The organism is Deinococcus sp. Marseille-Q6407 (assembly GCF_946848805.1).
GTDB lineage: Bacteria > Deinococcota > Deinococci > Deinococcales > Deinococcaceae > Deinococcus.
Window position 1 is genome coordinate 778,165 of sequence record NZ_CAMPFU010000002.1, and the last position, 24,484, is coordinate 802,648.

Annotated in this window: 18 protein-coding genes and 1 pseudogene; 8 read left to right on the forward strand and 11 right to left on the reverse strand. The window is 65.6% G+C overall.

Features of this window, described 5'->3' with window-relative positions:
- Positions 1 to 26 precede the first annotated feature (26 nt).
- Entirely contained in the window at positions 27 to 797 is a 771-nt protein-coding gene (locus OCI36_RS05805) for a nitroreductase family protein (protein ID WP_261664385.1), read from the reverse strand.
- Between the two features lie 139 nt (positions 798 to 936).
- On the opposite strand from OCI36_RS05805, the gene OCI36_RS05810 reads away from it, so the two are divergent.
- Positions 937 to 2,265: an MFS transporter gene (locus OCI36_RS05810; protein ID WP_261664138.1), complete on the forward strand. Its 1,329-nt coding sequence runs from the start codon at positions 937 to 939 to the stop codon at positions 2,263 to 2,265.
- Positions 2,266 to 2,269: 4 nt separating this feature from the next.
- Positions 2,270 to 3,286 carry an ornithine cyclodeaminase family protein gene (locus tag OCI36_RS05815; RefSeq protein ID WP_261664139.1) on the forward strand — a complete coding sequence of 339 codons (1,017 nt, stop codon included), beginning with the start codon at positions 2,270 to 2,272 and terminating at the stop codon, positions 3,284 to 3,286.
- Between the two features lie 33 nt (positions 3,287 to 3,319).
- Here OCI36_RS05815 and OCI36_RS05820 read toward each other — a convergent pair whose 3' ends face one another.
- Together OCI36_RS05820 and ndk are read right to left on the reverse strand one after the other, a co-directional pair.
- Positions 3,320 to 3,631, reverse strand: a complete 312-nt coding sequence (locus OCI36_RS05820) for a hypothetical protein (protein ID WP_261664140.1) — start codon at positions 3,629 to 3,631, stop codon at positions 3,320 to 3,322.
- Between the two features lie 146 nt (positions 3,632 to 3,777).
- The gene (gene ndk, locus OCI36_RS05825; RefSeq protein ID WP_261664141.1) at positions 3,778 to 4,200 is read right to left on the reverse strand and encodes a nucleoside-diphosphate kinase; all 423 of its coding nucleotides are present in this window, start codon (positions 4,198 to 4,200) and stop codon (positions 3,778 to 3,780) included.
- A gap of 149 nt (positions 4,201 to 4,349) precedes the next feature.
- On the opposite strand from ndk, the gene OCI36_RS05830 reads away from it, so the two are divergent.
- The gene (locus tag OCI36_RS05830) at positions 4,350 to 5,465 is read left to right on the forward strand and encodes an AI-2E family transporter (RefSeq protein WP_261664142.1); all 1,116 of its coding nucleotides are present in this window, start codon (positions 4,350 to 4,352) and stop codon (positions 5,463 to 5,465) included.
- Between the two features lie 98 nt (positions 5,466 to 5,563).
- Here OCI36_RS05830 and OCI36_RS05835 read toward each other — a convergent pair whose 3' ends face one another.
- Complete coding sequence (locus tag OCI36_RS05835; protein WP_261664143.1) at positions 5,564 to 5,929, reverse strand: VOC family protein; 366 nt, start codon at positions 5,927 to 5,929, stop codon at positions 5,564 to 5,566.
- Between the two features lie 232 nt (positions 5,930 to 6,161).
- Here OCI36_RS05835 and OCI36_RS05840 point away from each other — a divergent pair, with 232 nt between their 5' ends.
- Complete coding sequence (locus tag OCI36_RS05840) at positions 6,162 to 6,953, forward strand: chlorite dismutase family protein (RefSeq protein WP_261664386.1); 792 nt, start codon at positions 6,162 to 6,164, stop codon at positions 6,951 to 6,953.
- A 208-nt stretch (positions 6,954 to 7,161) separates the two neighbouring features.
- Here OCI36_RS05840 and OCI36_RS05845 read toward each other — a convergent pair whose 3' ends face one another.
- Both OCI36_RS05845 and OCI36_RS05850 read right to left on the reverse strand, forming a co-directional pair.
- Positions 7,162 to 9,006 carry an ABC transporter substrate-binding protein gene (locus tag OCI36_RS05845; protein WP_261664144.1) on the reverse strand — a complete coding sequence of 615 codons (1,845 nt, stop codon included), beginning with the start codon at positions 9,004 to 9,006 and terminating at the stop codon, positions 7,162 to 7,164.
- Between the two features lie 475 nt (positions 9,007 to 9,481).
- Positions 9,482 to 11,302 (reverse strand): ABC transporter substrate-binding protein, encoded by a 1,821-nt coding sequence (locus OCI36_RS05850; RefSeq protein ID WP_261664145.1) that lies wholly within the window; start codon positions 11,300 to 11,302, stop codon positions 9,482 to 9,484.
- A gap of 450 nt (positions 11,303 to 11,752) precedes the next feature.
- Between OCI36_RS05850 and OCI36_RS05855 the strand changes: the two genes are divergently transcribed.
- On the forward strand, positions 11,753 to 12,697 hold the full coding sequence (locus OCI36_RS05855) for an Hsp33 family molecular chaperone HslO (protein ID WP_261664146.1): 945 nt from the start codon (positions 11,753 to 11,755) through the stop codon (positions 12,695 to 12,697).
- 73 nt (positions 12,698 to 12,770) lie between these two features.
- Here OCI36_RS05855 and pyrF read toward each other — a convergent pair whose 3' ends face one another.
- Positions 12,771 to 13,577 (reverse strand): orotidine-5'-phosphate decarboxylase, encoded by an 807-nt coding sequence (gene pyrF, locus OCI36_RS05860; protein WP_261664147.1) that lies wholly within the window; start codon positions 13,575 to 13,577, stop codon positions 12,771 to 12,773.
- A 93-nt stretch (positions 13,578 to 13,670) separates the two neighbouring features.
- Here pyrF and OCI36_RS05865 point away from each other — a divergent pair, with 93 nt between their 5' ends.
- Positions 13,671 to 16,577 (forward strand): insulinase family protein, encoded by a 2,907-nt coding sequence (locus tag OCI36_RS05865; protein WP_261664148.1) that lies wholly within the window; start codon positions 13,671 to 13,673, stop codon positions 16,575 to 16,577.
- 509 nt (positions 16,578 to 17,086) lie between these two features.
- Here OCI36_RS05865 and sat read toward each other — a convergent pair.
- The 4 genes and pseudogenes from sat to OCI36_RS05885 form a co-directional block, all read right to left on the reverse strand.
- The gene (gene sat, locus OCI36_RS05870; RefSeq protein ID WP_261664149.1) at positions 17,087 to 18,250 is read right to left on the reverse strand and encodes a sulfate adenylyltransferase; all 1,164 of its coding nucleotides are present in this window, start codon (positions 18,248 to 18,250) and stop codon (positions 17,087 to 17,089) included.
- Positions 18,251 to 18,393: 143 nt separating this feature from the next.
- Positions 18,394 to 19,103: pseudogene (locus OCI36_RS05875) on the reverse strand (phosphoadenosine phosphosulfate reductase family protein).
- Positions 19,100 to 19,633, reverse strand: a complete 534-nt coding sequence (cysC, locus tag OCI36_RS05880) for an adenylyl-sulfate kinase (RefSeq protein ID WP_261664150.1) — start codon at positions 19,631 to 19,633, stop codon at positions 19,100 to 19,102. The pseudogene OCI36_RS05875 and the gene cysC overlap by 4 nt, the downstream one beginning before the upstream one ends.
- Positions 19,630 to 21,201 (reverse strand): nitrite/sulfite reductase, encoded by a 1,572-nt coding sequence (locus OCI36_RS05885; RefSeq protein ID WP_261664151.1) that lies wholly within the window; start codon positions 21,199 to 21,201, stop codon positions 19,630 to 19,632. Before OCI36_RS05885 ends, cysC begins: the two co-directional genes overlap by 4 nt.
- A gap of 109 nt (positions 21,202 to 21,310) precedes the next feature.
- On the opposite strand from OCI36_RS05885, the gene OCI36_RS05890 reads away from it, so the two are divergent.
- Positions 21,311 to 22,867 carry a CbiX/SirB N-terminal domain-containing protein gene (locus tag OCI36_RS05890; RefSeq protein ID WP_261664152.1) on the forward strand — a complete coding sequence of 519 codons (1,557 nt, stop codon included), beginning with the start codon at positions 21,311 to 21,313 and terminating at the stop codon, positions 22,865 to 22,867.
- Positions 22,860 to 24,392 carry a uroporphyrinogen-III C-methyltransferase gene (gene cobA / locus OCI36_RS05895; RefSeq protein WP_261664153.1) on the forward strand — a complete coding sequence of 511 codons (1,533 nt, stop codon included), beginning with the start codon at positions 22,860 to 22,862 and terminating at the stop codon, positions 24,390 to 24,392. Before OCI36_RS05890 ends, cobA begins: the two co-directional genes overlap by 8 nt.
- Positions 24,393 to 24,484: the final 92 nt, after the last annotated feature.

Genomic DNA, 24,484 nt, shown 5'->3' on the forward strand with positions numbered 1-24,484 from the left:
TCCGCCCCTGCCAGCAACTCTGTGTCTTACTCCTCGTCCTGCTCGGGCTGGCCTACTTTCTCGCGGTACACGTACTGCGAGGGCCGTTTGCGGTGCCGGCTGCTCCAGTCAATGCTGGGCCGGCCCTGATCGTACGGCAGGTAACCCAGGCGGTACACGGCCATCAGCTCCAGCTCGGGCGGCACATTCAGCAGCTCGCGGATGGCCTGCCACTGCCGGGGAATTTCCATCGGGGTAGAGACGAATTGAATGCCCATGCCCAGCTCGCCCACAGCGTTCCAGATGTTTTCTACCGCGGCGCCCATGCCGAACACCGAGTAGAACCCGCTCAGTTCGCCGGGGCGGTATTCCTCTTTGTCCAGCAGCACGGCCATCAGCAGAGGGCTGCCGGCCACCAACTTGCGGTTGTCTTCGCCCAGCTTCTTGGGCACGCCCAGCCGGCGCATCATGCTGATGCCCGAGTCGCTGAAGATGTGCCGGGTAAAAGGCCGCAGCGGCGCCGGCAGGTGATCGATATGAATGCCGTCGCGCCGCTCTTCCATCTCGGCCTGCGTGAAGCGGAAATAGCGGCGGTAACGCTCGAAAAATACCCCGGCGTCAATCAGCTCGGTCATGCTCTCGCCGGAAATCTCGGCGATGCGGGCGATGGTCTCGGGGTTCTCGATCAGCACGAAGCGCCAGGGCTGCGAGTTGAAATGGCTGGGGGCCGCCTGCGCCACCCGCATCAGGATGCGCTGGTGCTCACGCGAGACCGGGTCGGGCCGGAAAGGGCCGTTGGTGGTGCGGCGGGCCAGCATGCCATCAAGAAGTTCCACTCTGCCAGCCTACCGCGCTGGGGCGGGTGCGGCGCTATAGTCACACCTACCCCATTTCAATCTGGCCGCCTGTTTTCCCGCTTTTTCCCTATTGGCGCAGGCGGCCCACCGAGGAGTCCTGATGTCTCAACCTACCCCCGCTGCCGCTCTCCCTTCCGGCGCCCTGCCGCGCCGGGTCCTGCTGGCCAGCCTGGCCGGAAGCACCATCGAATGGTTCGACTATTTCCTGTACGGGACCGTCTCGGGCCTGGTGTTCAATAAATTGTTCTTCCCCACCCACGACCCCACCGTGGGCCTGCTGCTTTCCTACGCCACCCTGGCACTGGCCTTTTTTATCCGGCCTTTTGGTGGGGTACTGTTCAGCCATATCGGAGACCGGATCGGGCGCAAGCAGACGCTGGTGCTGACCCTGTCGCTGATGGGCGTGGCTACGGTCGGCATCGGGCTGCTGCCCACCTACGACATGATCGGCATCTGGGCCCCTTTGCTGCTGATTCTGCTGCGGCTGATTCAGGGCCTGGGCATCGGCGGCGAGTGGGGCGGCGCGCTGCTGCTGGCGGTGGAATACGCCCCCAAAGAAAAACGCGGCCTGTTCGGCAGCGTGCCGCAGATGGGCGTGGCGCTGGGCATGTTGCTGGGCACCGTGGCACTGTCGCTGATGACCCTGCTGCCGGAAGAACAGTTTCTCAGCTGGGGCTGGCGGGTGCCGTTCCTCTTCAGCACCCTGCTGATTGTCTTCGGGCTGTGGGTACGCCAGGAAATTGACGAAACGCCTTCGTTCAAAGCGGCGCGCGAGCAGGGCGAACTGGCCGAGGTGCCGCTGCTGGAAACCCTGCGGACCCACTGGCGCGAGGTGTTGATCGCCATCGGTGCCAAGGTGGTAGAAACGGCACCCTTTTATATCTTCAGCACCTTTGTGGTGTCGTATGCGACCACCCAGCTGGGCTTTGACCGCACCAGCACCCTGCTGGCCGTCACGGTGGGCACCGTGTTCACCACCTTGCTGATTCCTGCGATGGGCGCGCTCTCGGACCGGGTGGGCCGCAAGCCGCTGTACATCGGCGGAACGGTGGCCATGGCGCTGTTTGCCTTTCCCTATTTCTGGCTACTGCAACAGCAATCGGTGCCGCTGCTGATTCTGGCCACCATCATCGGCCTGGGGTTCATCTGGGCGCCGATTACGGCGGTGCTGGGCACCATGTTCTCGGAAATCTTCCGGTCCAACGTGCGCTACACCGGCATCACCCTGGGCTACCAGATCGGGGCGGCCCTGGCCGGCGGCACAGCGCCGCTGGTCGCCACGGCGCTGCTAAAAGCCTATGACAATTCCTATGTGCCGGTCGCCATTTACATCATTCTGGCGGCAGTCATCTCGCTGATCTCGGTGGCAGGGGTGCGCGAGCGCCAGGGCGAGCAGCTCGACCCGCTTCCCGGCAAACAGGTGGGCTGAAGACATGCTGATTCTCAGTGAGGCGCAGATTCGCTCCTTTTACGGCATACGCGAGGCCCTGCGCGACCTGCTGCCGGCGCTGGAGGCCCAGCAGGCCGGGCAGGTGCAGAACCCGCCCCGGCTGGTGCTGGAGTCGCCGGGGCAAGCCAGCACCCTGTATATGCCCAGCGCCATCGGTGAGCTGGGGGCGCTAGGTAGCAAGGGAGCGCTAGATAACAAGGGAGTACTGGGCAGCAAGGTGGTGTCGGTCTTTCCGCAGAACCCGGCCCAGGGGCGGCCCACCACCCAGGCCGTGACCCTGCTGACCGACGCTGCAACCGGGGAGCATACCGCCCTGCTGAACGCCTCGCACCTCACCCGGCTGCGCACCGGCGCCCTGACCGGCATTGCCGCCGACCATCTGGCCCGGCCGGACGCGGGCCGCCTGGGCGTGATCGGCACCGGGGGAATGGCCCCCGACCAGATTCGGGGGGTGGCCGCGGTGCGCGAACTGCGCGAGCTGCGGCTGTTCAACCTGAGCGCCGACAAGGCCCAGCAGCTGGCGGAAGCCCTGCGCCCCGAACTGCCCGGCACCGAGATTCTGGTGGCCCCCAGCGCCGAGGCTCTGGTCGAAGCTTCCGACATGGTGGTCACTGCAACCCAGTCCCGCACCCCGGTGTTTGACGGCGCGGCGCTGCAGCCGGGCACCTTTCTCAGCGGCATCGGCAGTTACCTGCCGTCCATGCGCGAGGTAGACCTGGTCACGGTGCAGCGGGCCGACAAGATTGTCCTGGACACCCTGGAAGGCCCCCGGCACGAGGCCGGCGAACTGATCTACGCGCAGGAGCAGGGGCTCTGGAGCTTTGAGCAGGTGCATTCCGACCTGGCGGGTGTGGCCTGTGGCACCCGGCCGGGCCGCGAAACGGCAGACGAGATCATCTTCTTCAAGTGCGTGGGAGCCGCCTATTTCGACCTGGCAGTAGCGCTGGGCGCCTACCAGGAAGCCCAGCGCCGAGGGCTAGGCACCCTGGCCGAGGTCTGAGCCGGCGGCAGACTGGCCTGGAAGGACAGAGCCCTACCAGCTTCCCCAGGCCCCCAGCACAAAAGCCGCCGCGCTGACCAGGGCCAGCCGCCAATGGTCGCCGCGGCCCGGCCGGGTGCGCGGCATCAGCAGCAGCAGCCCCAGCGCTGGCAGCAGCCAGAGCCAGGTCCGGCCCGCCCGCCAGGCCAGCCCCCCGCTGAGCAGTACCCCAGTGACCACCGCGAAAAACAGCAGGTGATGCCAGCGCCGCGCGGTTTGCCACAGCCGCAGCTGTAGCCCCAGGCCCAGGGTGAGCAGGGTCAGCAGCAGAAATCCGGTCAGGGCCAGGGCAAGGTGATGCGGCATGCTTGCAGCATAAGGCGCCGGCAGCCGGCCAGTGGCCCCGCCCATTCCCGAAAGCGGCAGCTCTGAACAGGAGTCACACCGGAAGCATCAAAAAAAGCCCCAGGTGCCGGGGCACCGGGAGCCGAAAAGGGGTCAGAGCGATGGGCTCAGCCGAGCAGTTCGTCCTCGCGGAAGAACAGGCCCAGTTCGCGCTGGGCGCTTTCGGGGCTGTCGGAACCGTGGGTCACGTTCTCGCTCATGCTGGTGGCCAGGTCGCCGCGAATGGTGCCGGGCGCAGCGCTGGCGGGGTTGGTGGCGCCCATCATGCTGCGCCAGCCGGAAATAGCGTTTTCGCCTTCCAGGGCCAGAGCCACCACCGGGCCAGAGGTGATGAAGTCCACCAGCTCACCGAAAAAGGGCTTCTCGCGGTGCTCGCCGTAATGGCTTTCGGCGGTTTCGCGGGGAATCTGGTACAGCTTCAGGCCCACCACGCGGTAGCCCTTGAGCTCGATGCGGCGCAGAATTTCGGCGGTCAGCCCACGGCGCACGCCGTCGGGTTTGATCATGGCAAAGGTTCTTTCAGTCGACATGGCCCCGAGTCTAGAGCATCTGCCCGGCCGGGTGCAGGCCTTCTGCGCCCCGGCGCGCCCGGAAGCCCCCCAGCACCTCAGCCGGACGGCCAAGTTTCGCTAAGGAGCGGCGCATCTTCCCATGCCGCCCACCTTTCTATACTGCAGGGGTGATTTCTGGCCCCAAACCTCCCAATGCTTTTCAGTACGCCTGGCGCAATCCCTGGTTCCGTCTGGTTATCTTCGCGCTGCTGGCTGTGGCCGCTTACTTCTTTGCCGGCCAGATCAGCTCTATTCTGGTCAGCTTTGCCGTCGCTTACCTGATCGCCTATATCGCCAACCCGATGCTGAACTGGCTGGAGCGGGGCCGGGTGCCACGCGGCCTTGGCGTGCTGTTCGTGCTGCTGCTGCTGGCCGGCGTGCTGACCCTGGCAGGCTTGTTGCTGGGTACCATTGCTGGGCAGCTGATTGACCTGCTGCGGCAGCTGCCGCAGCTGGTGCAGAACGTGCAGGGCTGGGCCGACGGCTGGATTCAGTGGCTGAATTCCCACGGTGTTTCGGGCCTAGAAGAAGCACGCGGCCGGGTGACCGAAACGATCCAGACCTATATTCAGAATCTGGGCAACAACCTGGTGCCCATCCTGCAAAGGTGGCTGAATCCGCAGGGCGCGCTGTTCACCTCGATCGCCACCATCGGCAGCGTGCTGGGACAGCTGCTGATCATCATTCTGATGAGCGTGTACCTGATGCTGGACTACAGCCGGGTCAACAAGGCCATGCTGAAGATGTTTCCGCGCCCCTGGCAGCCCAAGGTGCTGGAATTCTCGGACCTGGCCGGCACCGCCATCGGCGGCTATGTGCGCGGGCAGCTGCTGATCGCCCTGTTCGTGGGCACCGTGGTGGCCATTGGCCTGAGCCTGCTGGGAATTCCCAGCGCACTGGCGATCGGCTTTCTGGCCGGCATCTTCAACATCATTCCCTACCTGGGACCGATCATCGGGGCCATTCCGGCGGTCCTGCTGGCGGCGCCGATGGGCATCACCAAAGTGCTGCTGGCCATCGCCGTGTTCGTGGTTGCCAATCAGGTCGAGGGCAGCTTCCTCAGCCCGATCGTGCTGTCCAAGACCACCGACCTACACCCCATCACCGTGCTGCTGAGCATCCTGATCGGTGCCAGCCTGATGGGCTTTGCCGGCGCCCTGATCGCCGTGCCGCTGGTGGCGCTGGGCAAGCTGGCCGTCGAGAAGTACTACTACTCCTCCAAGGTGTACACCGAAGGCCCCTAAGCGCTCCGGCGACAGCCGCGCCTACAGAAGTCCCCCGCCCGCAGCTGCGCTGGTGGGGTTTTTCATGCCATGTTGGCTGCCGCCCGGCTGAACAGGCTTCAGTCCTGCTGCAACAGCTCCACCGAGCGGCCGTCCGGGTCCTGCACGAAAGCCATCAAGCGGCCGCCGGGGCTGGGTTGCAGGGGCCGGCTGAGGGGATAGCCGGCCGCCTGGAGCCGCTGGACCAGAGCCGGCAGGTCAGCAACATACAGCGCCAGATGCTCGGCCCAGTGCGGGTGTGGCGCCGGCAGTTCGCCCGCAATCTGGAAAAACTGGACCCGGCCGCCCCCGCCCAGGTCAAGCACGGCGCGGCTGTACCCTTCAGCAGTTTGCAGACGCTTGAGTTCCTCAGCGCCCAGCAAGGCGTAGAAGGTCAGGGTCCGGTCCAGGTCGCGGGTCAGGAAGGAAATGTGTTTGAACGGCATGCCTTCAGGGTAATGCAGCCATGGCCCAGAGTCTCAGGCTCAAAAGGGAGCCCAGTGACACTCCCCGACCGACCTTTCAGTCAGTCCAGGACGGGAAAATCGTCCCCCGAGCCGCCAGGGCAAACGTGGCACAATACAGGCCATGAGCAACTCCGAAGAACAAGCCGCAGCCCCCGGCCCGGCCGCCACCCAGGCCCCCAGCGCCCCGGCTGGTGAAGCCGGTGGGCAGCCGATGCAGCCCAGTGGTCCCGCCGTGGCCGCCCGCAAGGGCCGCGGCCGGATGGTGGACCTGGACCCCAGCGGGCAGGTGGGCCAGAAGGAACCGGACCACGCCAACCGCCAGTACCTCAACTACGCTTTTTACAAGCTGGACCCGGCTTTCCGCCGCCTGCCCCGCGCCGAGCGTGAGGAGATCAAGACCGAATTTCTGCGGGCCGCAGAAGGCTGGACCGAAGGCGCCCCGGCTGAAAAGGGCCTGATTCAGCGCACCTACTCGCTGGTGGGCGTGCGCGGCGATACCGATTTCATGCTCTGGCGTATCGCTTTTGACCCGGCCGAATTCCAGGACGCTCAGGCCCGGCTGAACCGCACCCGGCTGATGGGCTACCTGACGCAGCCCTACAACTACCTCAGCATGCAAAAGCGCAGCCAATATGTGGTGCGGATCGAAGGCAGCGGCCACGGCCTGGAAATGCTGCCGGGCAAGGGCAAATACCTGTTCATCTATCCCTTCGTGAAAAAACGGGAATGGTACGACCTGACCCCCTACTCCCGTCAGGGCATGATGGACGAACACATCTACGCCTCCGAGCCGTTCAAGGGCGTGCGCATCAACACCAGCTACTCCTACGGCATCGACGATCAGGAATTCGTGGTGGCCTTCGATTCCGATTACCCGCAGGAATTCGTGGACCTGGTTCACCGCCTGCGCTACACCGAAGCCAGCAACTACACCCTGCAGGACACCCCGATGTTCAGCTGTATCCGCAAGGACATGGCCCAGATCGTAGAAGACCTGGCCTAACTGGGTTCTCCTCAAATCAAGCCTCAACCTAAGAGTCAGGAGCCGCGCGGCAGCCGGTTCCTGATTTTCTCGTTTCTCTCCCCCTCCCTATTTATGCTGGCCTTCCCAGGCAACCGCAGGACAGAAAGGGCACCACAAAAAAGCCGCCCCACACTGGGGGCAGCTTTCTTTGAGACTGCAAAGGCTCAGAGGGAACTGGGAGCGAAGCTCACTGGGTCTTGCTGAGGTTTTTCCACAGCCAACCACCGGCCAGCATGGGGTTGGTGGTGGCGACGGTCTTGCCCTGCAGGTTGTCGCGGTACACGTTCTGACCTTCGGGCACCGGCAGCAGGATGAAGTAGGACTGGTCCATGGCCTTCTGGGCAATCTGTTTGTAGAGACCCTTACGCTTTTCCACGTCGGTGGTGCTGCGGGCTTCATCGATCCACTTGTCGATTTCGGCGTCGTTGATGCCGTCGCGGGGAGCGTAGTAACCCTTGGAGTGGTACATGGTGTGCACGAAGTTGTCCGGGTCGGCGTAGTCAGGCGACCAACCACCGTACACGACCACTTCCTTGTTCTTCTGGTCGATGATCTCGCTCCACTGCTTGGGAACCACATTTACCTTGAACTTGGGGTTCAGCGATTCGATATTTTGCTTCAGGATTTCCAGGGCCGTCTGCATGCTCTTGCCGCCCTCGTGGTAAGCGGCGTTCACAGTAAAGCCGTTTTCCCAGGCCGCGCCGCCGTGGGCTGCCTTGCAGTCGTCCGCAGCGGCCTTCAGGTCGAACTTGGCCGGCTCGATGCTTTCGTCATAGCCCAGGAATTCGGGGGGCAGCATGAAATTGCGCTTCTTGGCGTGGCCCATGTACACCTGTTCGATGTACTGGTCGTAATCGAAGGCTTCCACAAAGCACTTGCGCATGTTGGCATCCTGGAAGAAGTTGGTGGGCACACCGTCACCCCACTTGCCGCTGCCGATATTGGTGCTGCCTTCCAGGTTTTGGTTCATCAGGAAAGCGTAAGCGCTCAGGGCAGGCACGCCCTCTTCCACCGTTACGCCAGGCTGACCCTTCACCTGGGTATCAATCACTTCGCGGCTAGGGAACTCGACACGGTCGGCGTCACCGTTCAGGAATGCCTGGACACGGCTGGATTCTTCAGGCACCAGCTGACGCACCACGTTCTTGATGGGGGCTTCTCCGCCCCAGTAGCCGTCAAACGCCTTAAAGGTCATAGTGTTGGCGTCGGCGCTCACCAGCTTGTAAGGACCGGTGCCGCTGGGGTCCTTAGCCAGCGCACTCTTCTTGAGGTCGGCGCCCACAGCATCCTTCCAGGTCTTTTCGGTGCCGTCCCACTCGCCAATTTCCTTGGCGTGCTTGGAGTCCACGATGGCCTGGCCGGTGTAGGCCAGCTTGGATAGGAAGGCCGGGTCCACCTTGGGCAGGGTGAAAACCAGGGTTTCGCCGTCACACTTCACAGCGTTGCTGATCTTGTCCCAGGTGATGCTCTTGTCGTCGTTGGCGTTGGAGCCGGTGCCCAGCAGCGACTCGGACAGGAACCAGTTGCCCGATTCGGAGCCGTTGGTCACCAGGTTGCGCCGGAAGGTGTATTCGGCGTCGGCGCACTTGAAGGGGTTGCCGGTGTGGAACTTCACATCGGGGCGCAGGGTGAAGCGGTAGCGCTTGCCGCCATCCTCTTCCTTCCAGTCGGTGGCCAATAGGCCCTCAAACTGGTTGATAGAGGTGCCTTTGAAGGTCAGCAGCGTTTCGTACATGTTTTCCAACATCTCGCCGCTGGCCGTGTCGTACGAGGTGCCGGGGTCCATAGTAGGAATATCCGAGGATTCCTGAATGACCATGGTGTCCTTACCAGTCTTGCCGGTGCCACTTGCCGCCGCGCCGGACGTGCTGGCCGCAGTGGTGCCCGAAGCGTCAGTGGTGGACGTGGTGCTGGCCGTATCGGTGCTGGTCGCCGCCGAGGTGGTGGTGGAGCTGGTGGTGGTTTCGGTCTTGGTGCTGCAAGCAGCCAGCGTCATGGCCAGGGTGGTCAGCAGGATGGCGGATTTTTTCATGTGTACTCCTCTGTTGGGGGGGATCAGAAGGCCGGAATAGCTATGCAACCACTCCGGCCTTCCGCAGGTTGGCCAGCTTCTCACCCAATGTCCACGAAAATGGGGATTAAAAAGGCGCTCTTACACGGAGAAAAAACCTTTTCCCCATTCCGGAAGCCAAAGGGAAGATAAAACAGCTGATGAGTAACAATACACAATCATGACGAAAGATTCCAGTGGCCTGTAACTTATTTTCATCCGATACCCCGGCAAAGCTCCTTGGCTGCCTCCGGACTTCTGCCATACGGTAAAAGCCAGCGCCACTGGCCCTTAAAGCAGCAGGTTCTGGCCGTGCCGGATGAATTATTCATCTCCCTTTTGCTCACCAGCCAAACCCATGAAAAAACCCCCGGCGCGGGGCCAGGGGCACAGGTTCTGGGACTGTGGGGGCGCGGCGGCAGCCGGTTGAGGACGCTGCCGCCTGCCAGGAATCAGATCACTGAGTCTTGCTCAGGTCCTTCCACAGCCAGGTGTTGTTGTTCAGGGGGTTGTAGTTCTCGGCGGTCGCGCCCTGCACGTTGGAGCGCACCACGGCGACGCCCACCTGGGTCGGCAGCTGGATGTACAGGTTCTTCTCGGCAGCCAGCTTGGCGATTTGGCTGTAGAGCTGCTTGCGCTGAGCTTCGTCGGTGGTGTCGCGTGCCTGGTCAATCAGCTTGTCCAGTTCGGGTTCGGTAAAGCCCGCGCGGCCGTGGTAGAAGCCCTTGGAGTGGTAGAAGGTGCGCATGAAGTTGTCCGGGTCGGCGTAGTCAGGCGACCAGCCCACGTAGATCATCGGCTGTTCGTTGGCCTTGCTGATCACTTCGCTCCACTGCAGAGGCTTGAGGTTCATCTTGAACTTGGGGTTCATGCCTTCGATGTTCTGCTTGAGGATTTCCAGCGCCGTCTGCATGGCCTTGTCGTTTTCACGGTAGGCCGCGTTCAGGGTAAAGCCGTTTTCCCAGGCCTGACCGCCGTGGGCCGCCTTACAGGCTTCCTCGGACGCGTTCATGTCCATCTTGGCGACCGGGAGGCTCTGGTCGTAGCCCAGGAAGGACTTGGGCAGCATGGTGTTGAGCTGTTCGCCCTTACCCATCTGCACCTGCTGGATGTAGGAATCGTAGTCGAAAGCGTCCACGAAGCACTTGCGCATGTTGGCGTCCTGGAAGAAGTTGGCGGGGATACCGTCACCCCACTTGCCGCTGCCCAGGTTGGGGCTGCCTTCCAGGTTCTGGTTCATGGTAAAGCCGTAGGTGCTGGGGGTTTCCAGGTCGTCCACCACCGTCACGCCAGGCTGGCCGGCCAACTGGGTCTGCACCACTTCGCGGCCGCCAGTTTCCACCATGTCGGCGTCACCGTTGAGGAAAGCCTGCAGGCGGCTGGCCTGCTCGGGCACGATGCTCAGCACCACGTTCTTGATGGGCGCCGCGCCGCCCCAGTAGCCGTCAAAGGCCTTGAGGGTCACGCCGGTCGAGTCGTTGCTGACGATCTTGTAGGGGCCGGTGCCGCTGGGGTCCTTGGCCAGGGGGCTGCCGGTCAGGTCCACGCCCACGTGCTTCATCATGTTGCCCTCGGTGCCGTCCCACTCGCCGATTTCCTTGGCGTGCTTGGAGTCCAGGATGCCCTGGCCGGTGTAAGCCAGCTTGGCCAGGAAGGCTGGGTCGGCCTTGGGCAGGGTGAAGACCAGGGTTTCACCGTCACACTTCACAGCGTTGCTGATCTTGTCCCAGGTGATGCTCTTGTCGTCGTTGGCGTTGGAGCCGGTGCCCAGCAGCGACTCGGACAGGAACCAGTTGCCCGATTCGGAGCCGTTGGTCACCAGGTTGCGCCGGAAGGTGTATTCGGCGTCGGCGCACTTGAAGGGGTTGCCGGTGTGGAACTTCACATCGGGGCGCAGGGTGAAGCGGTACTCGGTGCCGGCGTCATTGGCCTTCCACTCGGTTGCCAGCACGCCTTCAAAGTCGCTCAGGGACTTGCCCTTGTAGGACAGCAGCGTTTCGTAGACGTTCTGCAGCACTTCGCCGCTGGCCGTGTCGTAGGAGGTGCCGGGGTCGGTGGTGGGAATATCGCTGGAGCGCTGAATGACCAGGGTGTCGGTCTTGCCGGCGGCCGAAACGGTCGCGGCGCCCGAGGCCGGAGTCGCCGCGCCGGAAGCGGTTTCGGTGCTCGTGCTGGAAGTGGTGGTTGTGGTCGTGGTGGTGCTGGAGGTGGTGTCCGAGTTGTTGGCACACGAGCCCAGCAGCAGGGCCAAAGAGGTCAGGGCAAAGATTCTTTTCATGTTCGTTCTCCTCGGGGCCACCGGCCGGCAGGGGCCAGCAGCACAGGGCGGTTGACCGGCCGGCAGCAAGCCGGCAGGCACAGGGTCAATTGAACTCGCCAGACGTAAATCTTACATGTTTTCCTCACGTCTATAAAGAGCCGGTCAGAAAACTGTATAAAATGAGATAAATTTGCATAAGTTAACATCCCGGCAGAAAAGGCATTTGAAAAAGAGGAACAGAACTTAGCTATCGAACGTTTGCGGAAGTCTGTAAATTACGGTTCTCTTGACACTCAGCTGCGGGACCGAACCAGCTTTTTCTCTGTCATTCCGTAGAAGCTTCAGCTCCTCTGGAGAGTGTTTATGCTGTTTTTCCCCCGCTGTCTGCCCCTCAGGGCCCCGCCTGCCGCAGGTCAGAGTGCCTCCAACCGCACCATGTCGCTCGGCAAGTTGCCCTAGATTGGATTAATGACCGATTCTGCCTATGCACAGTCTTATCTCCTGCGCGGAATTGCCGCCCAGGGGACTTTACGGGTGGTCGCCATTGACGGCACCCAAATCGTGGAAGAAGTTCGCCAGCGCCATCATCTCAGCAAGACCGCCACGGCGGCGCTGGGCCGCACCCTGCTGGGCGCCGGTCTGCTGTCGGTGGTGCTGGGCAAGGATGTGGGCAGCCGGGTGGCGGTCCGCATTCAGGGCGGCGGCCCTATCGGCTGGGTGGTGGCTGAAGGCACGGCCGGCGGCGAAGTGGGCGGCAATTACCACCCCGGCAGCGTGCGCGGCTACGTGCATGAGCCCGGCGCCGACCTCCCCCCCCGCGAGAGCGACGGCAAGCTGGACGTGAGCGGCGTAGTGGGCAAGGAAGGCGAACTGGCCGTGACCCGGCTGCTGACCAACGCCGAGCCCTGGACCGGCAGCGTGGAACTGGTCAGCGGTGAGATTGCCGAGGACATCAGCACCTACCTGGCCCGCAGCGAACAGATTCCCAACGCGCTGCTGCTGGGCGTGTATGAAGAAGGCGGCCGGGTGGCCGTCAGCGGCGGCCTGCTGGTGCAGGCGATGCCCGGCGTGAGCGACGCCACCCTCAGCAAGCTGGAGCAGAACATCGCCGGCATCGGCCTGCTGACCACCTCCATGCGCGAGGTGGGCCTGCTGGGCACCGTGCAGCGCGCCCTGGAAGGCCTGGAACCACAGATCAGCGAAGATGCCGAGCCCTGGGTCTTCGACTGCCGCTGCTCGCGTGAACGCGCCGCCAGCAGCCTGATGTTCTTTGACGAAGCCGAGCGCCAGGACATGCAGGACGAAGGCGGCCAGGAAGTGGTCTGCCACTGGTGCAACGAGAAATACTTCTTCCAACCGGAAGAGATTGCCGGCCTGGAACTGGAAGCCGGCGAGAACCCCGCTCAGGCCTGAGCGCCTTTACACCCACAAAAGAGGCCCGGCCCCACAGAGGGGAGCCGGGTCTCTTTTGCTGCCGGCCAGCCGCCTACCTCAGCGCTGCATTCAGCTCGTCGCGGAAGGTGCGGGCGGCTTCCTGCGCCGCTGCTACGTCCAGGCCGCTGGCATACTGCACGCCCCGGCTGGCGCTGGCCAGGGCGCCGGTGCCGCCGGGGTGAAAAGCTCCGGCCAGGTCACGTGCCTGCGCTCCCTGCGCGCCCAGTCCCGGCAGCAGCAACAGGGCCTGGGGCATCAGCCCCCGGAAAAGGGCCAGGTCGCTTGGGTGCGTGGCGCCCACCACAGCGCCCACGCTGGCATACTCGCTGTCTTCCTCGGTGCCCAGGCGGGCCACCTCGGCCGCCACGCGCTCGCTGATGCCCTCGCCCTGCAGGTCCGCCTGATCGGGGTTGGAGGTCTTGACCAGTACGAACAGGCCGCCGCCGTTCTCGCGGGCCGCCTGCACAAAAGGTTGCAGGGTGCCAAACCCCAGAAAAGGGTTCACGGTGAGCGCCGCGCCGGCGTGCTGACGGGTCAGCCAGGCCTCGGCGTAGGCTTCAGCGGTTGAGCCGATGTCGCCGCGCTTGGCATCCAGAATCAGCGGCAGGTCCAGGGCGCGGGCGGCGGCGCAGACCTCTTCCAGAATCTGAAGGCCCTGGATGCCCAGCGCCTCGTAAAAGGCCAGCTGCGGCTTGACGGCGGCCGCAAAAGGCGCAGTGGCTTCCAGCACTTCCAGCGTGTGCTGGCGCAGGTGGTCGGCGTCGCGGTAGTGGCTGAGGCGCGGGTCCAGGCCCACGCACAGCCGGGTGTTCAGCGTGCGGGTGCGTTCGGTGACGGCTTCGGCAAAAGGGGTGGTCATCGGGCGTCAGGATAGCGGCATCGCCGGCGGCAGAGGCCCCGAAACGGCAGCGGGTCGCCCTTCCTTCCCCTCCGTAGCGCCTAACATGAGGGCATGACTATGACCCTTCCCAAGTTGCCCCAAGCCGGCCAGAAGATAGGCCGCTACCTGACCGAAGAGGTCTGCGACCTGCCCGAGATGCAGGGCACGCTGGTGCTGCTGCGCCACGAGAATGGCGCCCGGCACGCCCACGTGCAGCGCGAGGACGACAATCTCGCTTTTGGCGTCACCTTCCCCACCGTGCCGCAGGATTCCAGCGGTGTGGCGCACATCCTGGAACACAACGTGCTGATGGGCTCGGAAAAGTACCCGGTGGCCGACCCCTTTTTCACCATGATTCCCCGGTCGCTCAGCACCTTCATGAACGCCATGACGGCCGCCGACTGGACCACCTACCCCTTTTCCACCCGCAACCGCACCGACTTTTTCAACCTGCTCTCGGTGTACTTGGACGCCACCTTTTTCCCGCTGCTGCGCCGCGAGAGCTTCTTGCAGGACGGCTGGCGGCTGGAGTTTGAGACCCCCGACGACCCCAGCAGCCCGCTGAAACTGGGCGGCGTGGTGTACAACGAGATGAAAGGTGCGATGGCGACCCCCGGCAGCGTGCTGTACCGGGCCTTCGGCAAGGCGCTGTACCCGGACCTGACCTATGCCAACAACTCGGGCGGCAACCCTGCCGAGATTCCCAACCTGAGCTACGAGGGCATGCGGGCTTTTCACGCCGCGCACTACCATCCTTCCAACGCTTACTTTTATTCCTACGGCAACATGCCGCTGGAAGAGGTACTGGACGTGATCGAGCGCGAGGTGATGAGCCGCTTCGACGCCCAGACGCTGGACGTGAGCATTCCCGACCAGGCCGGCTTCGATGCGCCGCGCCGCGAGGAAGTGACCTACGCCGGCAGCGATCTGGAGCGCGGCTCGCAGGTGGTGGTGGGCTGGCGACTGGGCCACAGCGCCGACCCCAGCGAGAACCTGCGCTGGAGCGTGCTGAGCGACGTTTTGCTGGGCAACCCGGCCGCGCCGCTGACCCAGCCGCTGATCGATTCGGGCCTGGGCACCTCGCTGGCCGACGTGGGCGGCTACCGCGATTCCTACCGCCAGGGCGCTTTTGCCGCCGGCCTCAAGGGCCTGCCGCTGGGCCAGACAGACGCGGTGGAAACTCTGGTGCTGGACACCCTGCGCCAGATTGCCGATGAGGGCCTGGACCCCGAACTGATCGAGAGCAGCCTGCACCAGTTCGAGCTGAGCAGCCGTGAAGTGAGCAACGCCGGCTTTCCCTACGGCCTGGGCGTAATGTTCGGCATGATGGGCACCTGGATGTACGGCGGCCACCCGGCGGATGCGCTGCGGCTGGAACCGGAGCTGACCCGGCTGCGCGAGGACCTGCGAGCGGGGCCGGTGTTCGAGCCGATGCTGCGCCGGCTGTTGGACAGCCCCGACCGCGTGACCCTGACCCTGACACCCGACCCCACTCTGGCCGAACAGACCGAAGCCGACGAGCGCGAGCAGGTGGCCCGGATGGGCGCCGCGCTGGACGACGCGGGCCGCGCCCAGATCGTGGCCGACAGCGCCGCGCTGGCCGCTGCCCAGGCCCATGAGCCAGACGAATCGGTGCTGCCCTCGCTGGGCCTGAGCGACGTGACCCGCCAGCTGCCGCGCCCGGACTACCACGAAGAACCGGCCGGCGCCGCCACCCTCGGCCGGATTCCCCAGCCCACCGGCGGCCTGACCTACCTGGACGTTCAGGCCCGTTTACCGGAAGTGACCCAGGACCAGCTGCGGGCGCTGCCGCTATACGCCGGGGCACTGACCCAGTCGGGCGCAGGTGAGCGCGACTATCTGGCGCTGGCCCGCCGCATCGAAGCCGTGACCGGCGGCATCGGCGCCAGCGTTGGGGTAGGACACGCCCCGGACGACCTGGACACCGTGCAGCTCTCGCTGACCCTAAGCGGCAAGGCGCTGGCCCGCAACGGCGAGCACCTCACGGCACTGATGCGCGACCTGCTGGCCGACCCACAGTTCACCGAGCCACGGCTGCGGCAGCTGCTGGCCCAACGTTACGCTGCCCTGAAAAACAGTGTGGTCAGCGCTGGCAACGCTTACGCCGAGCGCCTGGCCGCCGCGCAGGTCAGCCGCGCCGGGGCCCTGCAGGAAACCATGAGCGGCCTCTCCAGCTTCGAGTATCTCAGGGCACTCAGCAAGCCAGATGCCGACCTCAGCGGCCTGCTGGGTACTTTCGGTGACATTACCGCCCTGCTGCCCGGCAGTGAAGCGCTGCTGGCCCTGACCGCCACCCCAGACGACCTGTCGCTGGACCTTTCCAGCCTGGGTCAGGTATTCGCGGCCGGCGGCCACGCGGCGCAGCCGGACATCCTGCTGCTGGGCCGCCAGCCGCAGGCCTTCGTGACCGATTCGCCGGTCAGCTTCAACGCGGCGGCCTGGCAGACCGTGCCGTTCACCCACCCCGACAGCGCGGCCCTGCTGGTGCTGACGCGGCTGCTGCGCAGCGAATACCTACTCAAGGAAATCCGCGAGAAGGGCGGCGCCTACGGAGCCAGCGCCGGGCTGGACAGCCGCGCCGGGGTCTTTACCCTCAGCAGCTACCGCGATCCGCAGCTGGGCCGCACCTTCGAGGTGTTCGCCGGTATCCCCAGCTTCCTGAGCGGCGGCCGCCTGAAGGCCAGCCACCTCACCGAAGCGATTCTGGGCGCCAGCAAGGCCCTTGATCCCCTCACCAGCCCCGACACGGTGGGCCGGATGCGCTTTTTCGGCGACCACTCCGGCTTCTCGGTAGAGGTCAAGGAAGCATACCTGGCCCGGCTGCTCACCGTAACGCTGGACGACGTGAACCGGGTGGCCCAGACTTACCTCACGCCGGAGCGGGCCGCTTACGCCACCGTGACCGGCAAGCACCCGCAGCAAGAAGGCGGCTTCGACTGGGCGGTCAAGGAGATCTGAACCCTGCCCCAGCCGGCAGTACGGGGAGCGGCCCAGGCGTCGCTCCCCTTTTCTCTATCCCAGCTGCTGCTTCCATGAACCGGCAGGGCCTCCCTCGTTCCCCCAAGGCCGGACCCACCGTTCCCTGGCCGCAGCCAGGCGAAACGGTCATGCTGTACCGCTCTACCGGGCGGCAAGAACTGCGTCTGGGGCCGAAAGCGGCCGGCGAGCGTGGCCGCTCAGGCTGCCTGACCAGCCCATCTTTTATCCGGTGCTGAAGCAGGGTTACGCTGGGGGCATTGCCCGCGCCTGGAACGCGCAGCGCAGTGACTCGGCAGGAGGCTTTTCGTGGCCCGCTTCGGCGTCCGCAGCGGCTTTGCCCCGCGCTCCGGCGTTCAGGTGGTCGGACGCGAGACCGAGCCTCGGGAGCTGTGGATTCCAACCGGAGACTTAGAGGGCATGAGGGCCAACCTGGTGGGAAGCCGAAGCCAGGCAAGGGGGCCTGCCGCCGGCACGCAGGCCCTCCTCCTTTACCGGCGGTAGGCTTTTCTCAGCACCTCGGCCACCTCGGGGCGGGTGAACTCGGCGGGCAGGTTGTCTCCAGCACGCAGCTTCTCGCGCACTTTAGTCCCGCTCAGCACGAGGTGGTATGACGAGTCGTGCGGGCAGGTGCGGGGGCTGACCAGTTGGCCGCAACTCTGGCAGTAGAAGGTGTGCTCGAACTTCAGAATGCGGATGCCCAGTTCCTCGGCGCTGTAGGTGTTGAAAATCTCCTGCGCGTCGTAAGTGCCGTAATAATCTCCGACGCCCGCGTGGTCGCGTCCCACGATGAAATGGGTGGCCCCGTAGTTGCGGCGGCTCAGCGCGTGGACAATCGCCTCACGCGGCCCGGCGTAGCGCATGGCAGCGGGGTACACGCTCAGCAGCGTGCGCTCCTGCGGGTAGTAGCCGCGCAGCAGCACCTCATAGGCTTCCATGCGGGTGGCAGCGGGCACGTCGTCGCCTTTCGTCTGCCCGACCAACGGGTGCAGCAGCAGGCCGTCCACCAGTTCCAACGCGACTTTTTGCAGGTACTCGTGGGCACGGTGGATGGGGTTGCGGGTCTGGAAGGCGACGGTGGAGCGCCAGCCGCGTGCCTCGATGACCTCGCGCACCTCGGCGGGCGTGCGGTGGGCGCGGGGAAACTCGCCGCGCGGCACCTCGAACAGCGTGACCGGCCCGGCCAGATACACGTCGCCCTGGGCGTACAGCGCCGCCACGCCGGGGTGCGCCGCGTCCCCCGTGCGGTAGACTTCGCGGGCTTCCAGCTCTTTCTGCGCCGCGTACTTTTCCTCGATGTCGAGGGTGCCGATTGGCTCGCCGCCGTGCGTCAGAACTATCCGGCCACTCAGCCCAGCCGCCTGCTCCGGCGTGACCGGCAGCGTGATGGGCAGGCTCCAGGGCGTGCCGTCAGCCAGTCGCAGGTGCTCGATGATGCTGAGGTAATCGGCCTCGCCCACAAAGCCGGTGAGCGGTGAGTAGGCGCCAGTGGTGATCATTTCGAGGTCGGCCAGGCTGCGGCTGCCGAGCTCCAGCCGGGGCCGGCCCGCGAGTTCGGCGGGGTCAAAGTCCTGACCGGGCCGCCAGATGCGGCGCACCAGAGAGCCGCCCAGGGGCGCAGGAAGGGTGACGGGAGCGGTCTGGAAAGTGGTCATGGGAGTCTCCGGTGATGGTCAGGGGTTAATGGTCGAGGGTTGATAGTTGATGGGAAAGGTCAACTTATAGACAAGAGGGGGAGGTGATTTTGAGTCTGATGTAGGTGCGGAAGCTGGTCTATCAACCATCAACCAGTGACTATCTACAACCGGTTCTCGCCTTGCCACAGCCCGCATTCGGTCTTGCCTCGGCCCGCCCAGCGGCCGGCGCGGGCGTCCTCGCCGGGCTTCACGGCGCGGCGGCGTAGGCTTCCAGTCGCTCACGGGTCCAGTGGGCCAGCGGGTTGACCTTGCGCCGGGCGCCGCCCTCCTCCACGAAGGGGATGTCGGCGCGGGTGCTCGCCTGGTCGCGGCTGCGGGCGTTGAGCAGTGCCGAAGGGCTCTGCCGCTTCAGGTACTGCTGCAAAGGGTCCACCTTGCGGGCCGCGCAGCAGGCGTCGGGGTCGCTGACGTACAGGTCGGGGGGCGTCTGGCCGTCCTCCGGGGCCGCGCCCACATTCAATGTCACGAAGGTCAGCTCGGGGTAGCGGCCTTCCAGCCGGTCACGGGTCGCCAGCGTTTCGGGGAAGTGGTAGCCGGTGTCCACGAAGACGACCTCGCCCCGGTAGCCCGCCTGCGCCGCAAGGTCGAGCAGCACCACCCCGTTGAGGTTGAAGGCACTCGGCATCAGCAGGTCGGGGTGCGCGGCCAGCGCCCAGCGGATGATGTCACGCGGGTCAGTCTCGGGCGTGAAGGCGGGGGCCGAGGCGTCGGCATGACCCGGTGCGCTGCGGGGAGCGCGCGGCTCGGTGGTGAGCGCCTCGCCGCCCTGCTCGGGGGTTCCCAACTCGGAGAAACTCAGCTCAGCGGTCATCGCTCAACCCCCACCTGTTCCAGCCTCGCCAGCAGTTGCCCTACCCCGTCTTCCACGCTGATGCGGTCGGTCCGCAGGTGCAGGTCAGGATTTTCCGGCGCCTCGTAGGGGTCGGAGACACCCGTAAAGTGCGGGATTTCTCCAGCCAGGGCTTTGAGGTAAAGGCCCTTCACGTCGCGCTCGGTAACGACTTCCAGCGGCGCGTCCACGAAGACCTCAAGCGCATTTGGCAAGCTGGCGAGCACCTCGCGGCGGGTGTCGGCGTAGGGGCTGATGGCGCTGACGAGCACCGTGACCCCGTGCCCCGCGAGCAGGCCCGCCACGAAGGCGATGCGGCGCACGTTGGTGTCGCGGTCTTCTCTGGAAAAGCCCAGCCCTTTGCTCAAATTCTCGCGCACGGCGTCGCCGTCGAGCAGTTCCACCGCTTCGCCGCGCGCGGTCAGTTCGTCATAGAGGGCAGTCGCCAGGGTACTTTTGCCCGCGCCGGAGAGGCCGGTGAACCAGACAACCCGCCCAGCGGCAGCTGTCATGCGCCGACCAGCTCGCCGCTCAGCACAGCGTCGGGAGTGAAACGCTGATGGCCTACCCGGTCGGCGTATTCCACGAAGCTCTCGCCCGGCGCCTTGTTCGCCTTGAAGTCGCTCAACACCCGGTCGGTGTACTCGGTGAGCCGCTCGGCGGGCACAATGCCCCTGAGTTTGGTGCCGGTGCGCTGCGCCTGCCCGATGCTGCCGGCGAGGTGCACGTTGTAGACCTCGTCCTCGCTGCCGGTTTCCTTGTTGGCCCGCAGCGCGCCCATGAAGCCCAGGTCGGCCACCTGATAGCGGGTGCAGGCGTTCGAGCAGCCGGTCAGGTTGATGACGAACGGCACGTCGAGGTCGTTGTGCCTCGGCTCCAGCTCGTCAATCATGCCCGCCACCCGCGCCTTGGTTTCGGTCTGCGCCAGGCGGCAAAACTGCGTACCCGTGCAGGCGATGGTGGTGCCGCGCAGCGTGGCTTTGGGCGCCAGTTCCAGCTCCTGCAACTCGGCCACTAGCGCGTCCACCCGCTCGCTGGGCACGTTGGGAATCATCATGTTCTGGAAGGCGGTGGTCCGCAGGTACCCGTTGCCGTACTTTTCAGCGAGGTCAGCCAGGCGGCGGGCCTTCTCGGGGGTGATACGGCCCACGGTGGTGGTCAGCACCACGTAGTTCAGGCCGTCTTTCTGCGGGTTGACACCCAGCACGTCGCTGCCGCCGAAGCGGGCCACCGGTGCGGGCGGGCCGTCGCGCAGCGGGCGACCCAGGTACTCGGTTTCCACAATTTCGCGGAACTTCGCCGGGCCGAGGTCCTTGATGAGGTACTTCAGGCGGCTCTTTTTGCGGTTCACCCGGTAGCCATGGTCGCGGTACGCCCCCGCGATGGCGCGGCCCACTTCGACCACCTCGTCGGGCCGGATGAACACGCCCAGCCGCTCGGCGAGGTGCGCGACCGCGCCCAGGCCACCGCCCACCCAGACGTCAAAACCGATTTCACCATCGACCTCATGCGCCAGAAACCCGATGTCGTTGATGAGGTGAATGCCTTCCAGCTCGGGGGTGGCCGTCAGGCTGATTTTGAACTTGCGCGGCAGGTCCTCGAAGTCGTGGTTGCCGCTGAGGGTGCCTTCCATCGCGGCGGCCAGCGGGCGCACGTCGATTTTCTCGCGGGCGTCGAGACCGGCCAGCGGCGAGGCGATCACGGCGCGCACGGTGTCGCCGCAGGCCCCCTTGGTGTGCAGGCCCACCGTTTCCAGCCGGTTCAGAATCTCGGGAATGTCCTGAATCCGCAGCCAATGAAACTGGAACGCCTGACGGTCGGTCACGTCGAGCAGCCCGCGTCCGAAGTCCTCGGAGATACTGGCGACTACCCGCAACGCGTCGGCGTGCAACTCGGCGGTAGGCACCTTCACGCGCATCATCAGGAAGCCGTCTTCCTGCGGGCGCTGCGGGTACACGCCGGCCCACTTCAGCAGGTCGATTTTCTCGGGGTCGATTTGCTCGGCGGCGGCGTACTGGGGAATCAGGTCAAAAATCTGGAAGGGGGGCAATTCTTTTTTCAGGGCTTCGATATCGGACATGGGGCGCTCCGTTGTGTATTCAAATGAGAGGCGAGTAACAAAAAAAGCCGGCTGAGCGCCAGCTATTTGTTACTGGAATAACTGGTATTGGTAAATGTAAACTCTGTTTGTGAGGAATACAAGCGACACCAGAGCTGTTGAGCCGTCCAGCACGCCACAAAGAGCAACCGGGCGGGGGACAGTGCCGCAGGGCCGCAGCCTGATTCTGCTGGGGCATGGTTCGCACCTGAACGCGGATTCGGCCTCGGCGGTGCGGCAACATGCGGCGGCCGTCCGCGCGCAGGGGGTGTTCGGCGAGGTGCTGGAGGGCTACTGGAAGGATGAGCCGGCGCTGCGCGGTCTATTGCGGCAGGCCCGCTTCTGCGACGTGACGGTGGTGCCGCTGTTCGTCTCGGAAGGGTACTTCACCGGGCAGGTGATTCCGCGGGAACTGGGCCTGGCACCGGTCTCTGCCCTAGCACCAGAGGCCGGGCCCGCGCAGCCGGTCAGCCTGACCGAACAGGGCGGGCGGCGAATTCGTTACCTGCGGCCTTACGGGGTGCAGCCGGGCATGCCGGAAGTTCTCCTGGCGCGGGCGCGGGAAGTGCGTGGCGACTGGGACCCGGCCCGCACCGCGCTGGTGGTACTGGGCCACGGCACCGGCCGCGATAAACGCAGCGCCGCCGCCATCGAAGCGGCCGCCGGGGCGCTGCGCGGCCGTGGGCAGTTTGCCGAAGTCGCCGCGCTGTACCTTGACCAGGAGCCACGGGTGCAGGACTGGCCCACGCTGACCCAGGCCCCCGAAGTGATTCTGGTTCCCTTCTTCGCCTCGGAAGGCTGGCACACCCAGGAAACCATCCCGGCCGACCTGGGCCTGACGGGGCCGCAGAGCCGGATAGAGACGGAAAGCGGGCCGCGCCAGGTATTTTATGCCCGGCCGGTCGGCACCCATCCGGCCGTGACGGCGGTAATCCTGGAACTTGCCCACGCCAGTCTGGCCGGCAGCGACCCGGCACCGGAGCACCCCGCCTGGCAGCGGGCCGGCCGGCGGCTGGCCACCGTGACCGAGCAGACGGGCGCAGGTGAACTGCGCGTGGGCGAACTGAGTATTACTCTCCAGCCGGGCGGCGCGTTCGAGCTGCGCCACTGGGCTGACCGGACCAGGGCTGACCAGGACAGCCAGCCGAGGAGTCTGACTGCCGTCCCACCAGAAGACCTGAGCGCCTTTACCGGCCGCACTGCCGCAGGCGAACACCGCCCTATCCGCACGCTGCGCGGCCTACGGCGCGGCTGGCAGACACACGTGGCCGGGCCCGACCTGCGAACCGCCCTGCACGCGGTATATCCCGGCGTGCTGGAAGAAGCTTCCGCCTGGCTGGACGCCGAGCTGCTGGTCATCCCCTGGGCCGAGACAGCAGCGCGGCAAAGCGGGATTTACCGGCGGGTGGGCCAGGCCACGCCCCAGCAACTGGCCCGGGCGCGGGAGGAGGTCTGTGGGCGCTGCCTGCGAACAGCTCTCTGGGCGCAGGAGGTCCTGCAGCCTCCCTTTCTGAATGGCGGCCCGGCCCTTCCCTGCCCCGAAGCCTGTACTCTGCTGGTCTCGGCAGTGCGTGGGCAGCTGGATGTGCCTGTGCCTGATCTGCCCGATAAGCCCGGCACCCTGCCCCAGGAGGCTCCCCATGTCTGAACCGTTCGTCTCGCTGGTCGGGGCCGGCCCCGGCGACCCTGGTCTGCTGACCCTGCGGGCCCGCACCCGGCTGGAACAGGCCGACGTGGTGCTGGTCGACGCCCTGGTCAGCCCGGCCCTGCTAGCACTCTGCCCACAGGCCGAAACCGTGGAGGTGGGCAAGCGCGGCTTCCAGCAGTCTTGGTCACAGGACGACATCAACGCCCTGTTGGTCAGCAAAGCCCGGCAGGGCGGCGGCCAGCGGGTGGTGCGGCTCAAGGGCGGCGATCCCTTCGTGTTCGGGCGCGGCAGCGAGGAAGCGCTGGCCTGCCAGGCGGCCGGAGTGCCGTTTGAAATCGTGCCGGGTGTCAGCAGCGCGCTGGCGGCCGCCGCCTACGCCGGGATTCCGGTTACGCACCGGGGCGCGGGCCGTAGCTTTGCCGTGCTGACCGGCACCGACCGGCATGGCCCAGCCTCTTATGCCGAGCTGGGCGGGGTCGATACCCTGGTGTTCCTGATGGGCCTGCGGCACCTTCAGCAGATTACAGGTGACCTGATCGCGGCCGGGCGCAGCCCGCAGACGCCGGCCGCCTGCATCCAGTGGGCCAGCACGCCGCAGCAGCGCACAGTACTGGGCACGCTGGCCGACCTGCCAGAGCGGGTGCGGGCCGCCGGGCTGAGCGCCCCTGCCGTGACGGTGGTGGGCGAGCCAGCAGCGCTGCACCGCCGACTGGACTGGTTTCACCCGGATGAGGCCGGCACGCGATCTTTGCCCCTGCAAGGTGCCCGGGTGGCCGTCACCCGCACCCGGGTGCAGGCGGCCAGTGAGCTGGCGGCGCTCCTGCGCGCCCAGGGAGCCCAGGTCAGCGAGATTCCACTGCTCAATTTTCAGCCGGCTTCCAGCCCACGCACGGTGGTCGGCGCGCTGAGCGGTTTCAGCGGCTGGCTGCTGTTCAGCAGCGAGTACGCGGTGCGTGCGCTGGTCCAGACCCTGCTGGCCGCTGGCCGTGACCTGCGGCTGCTGGCCGGTGCGCAGCTGGCCGCGGTGGGCAGCGGCACTGCTCAGGCCCTGCGGGAGTTTGGCCTGGCGCCCAACCTGGTGCCCACCCGCTCCGGCTCACGCTTTTTGGCTGCCGAACTGCCGGCCGAGCCGGGCGAGACCGTGCTGCACGCCACCTCGCAGCATGCCGACCCGGTACTGGAGCAGGGCCTCGCCGAGCGCGGGCTCGACTACCTGCCGCTCGAAACCTACCGCACGGCACCGGCGCGACTGACGGCAGCGCAGCAGGCCCAGCTGCAAGAGGCGCAGGTGGTGACCCTGGCCTCAGCGGCCGGTGTCCGCGCTCTGGCGCAGGTGGCCGGCACCAATTTCACGGCCGCCGTGATCGGGCCCCAGACCGAACAGGCTGCCCGTGCGGCCGGTTTCTCCCGGCTGGTGCTGGCCGAGCAACCGACCTTGGAAAGTCTGACCAACGCCGTGGTGCGGGCGCTTCAGGAAGCGGCACTGGCGCAACCGGTCCTGGCAGCCGGAGCCGGCTGTCTGTAACCTCTGCCGGGCTGCCCGCTGCGGCCAGCGTCCAGGGTCAGATCACCCACAGATGCAAAAAAGCCCTGGCAGATGGCCGGGGCTTTTTTGTT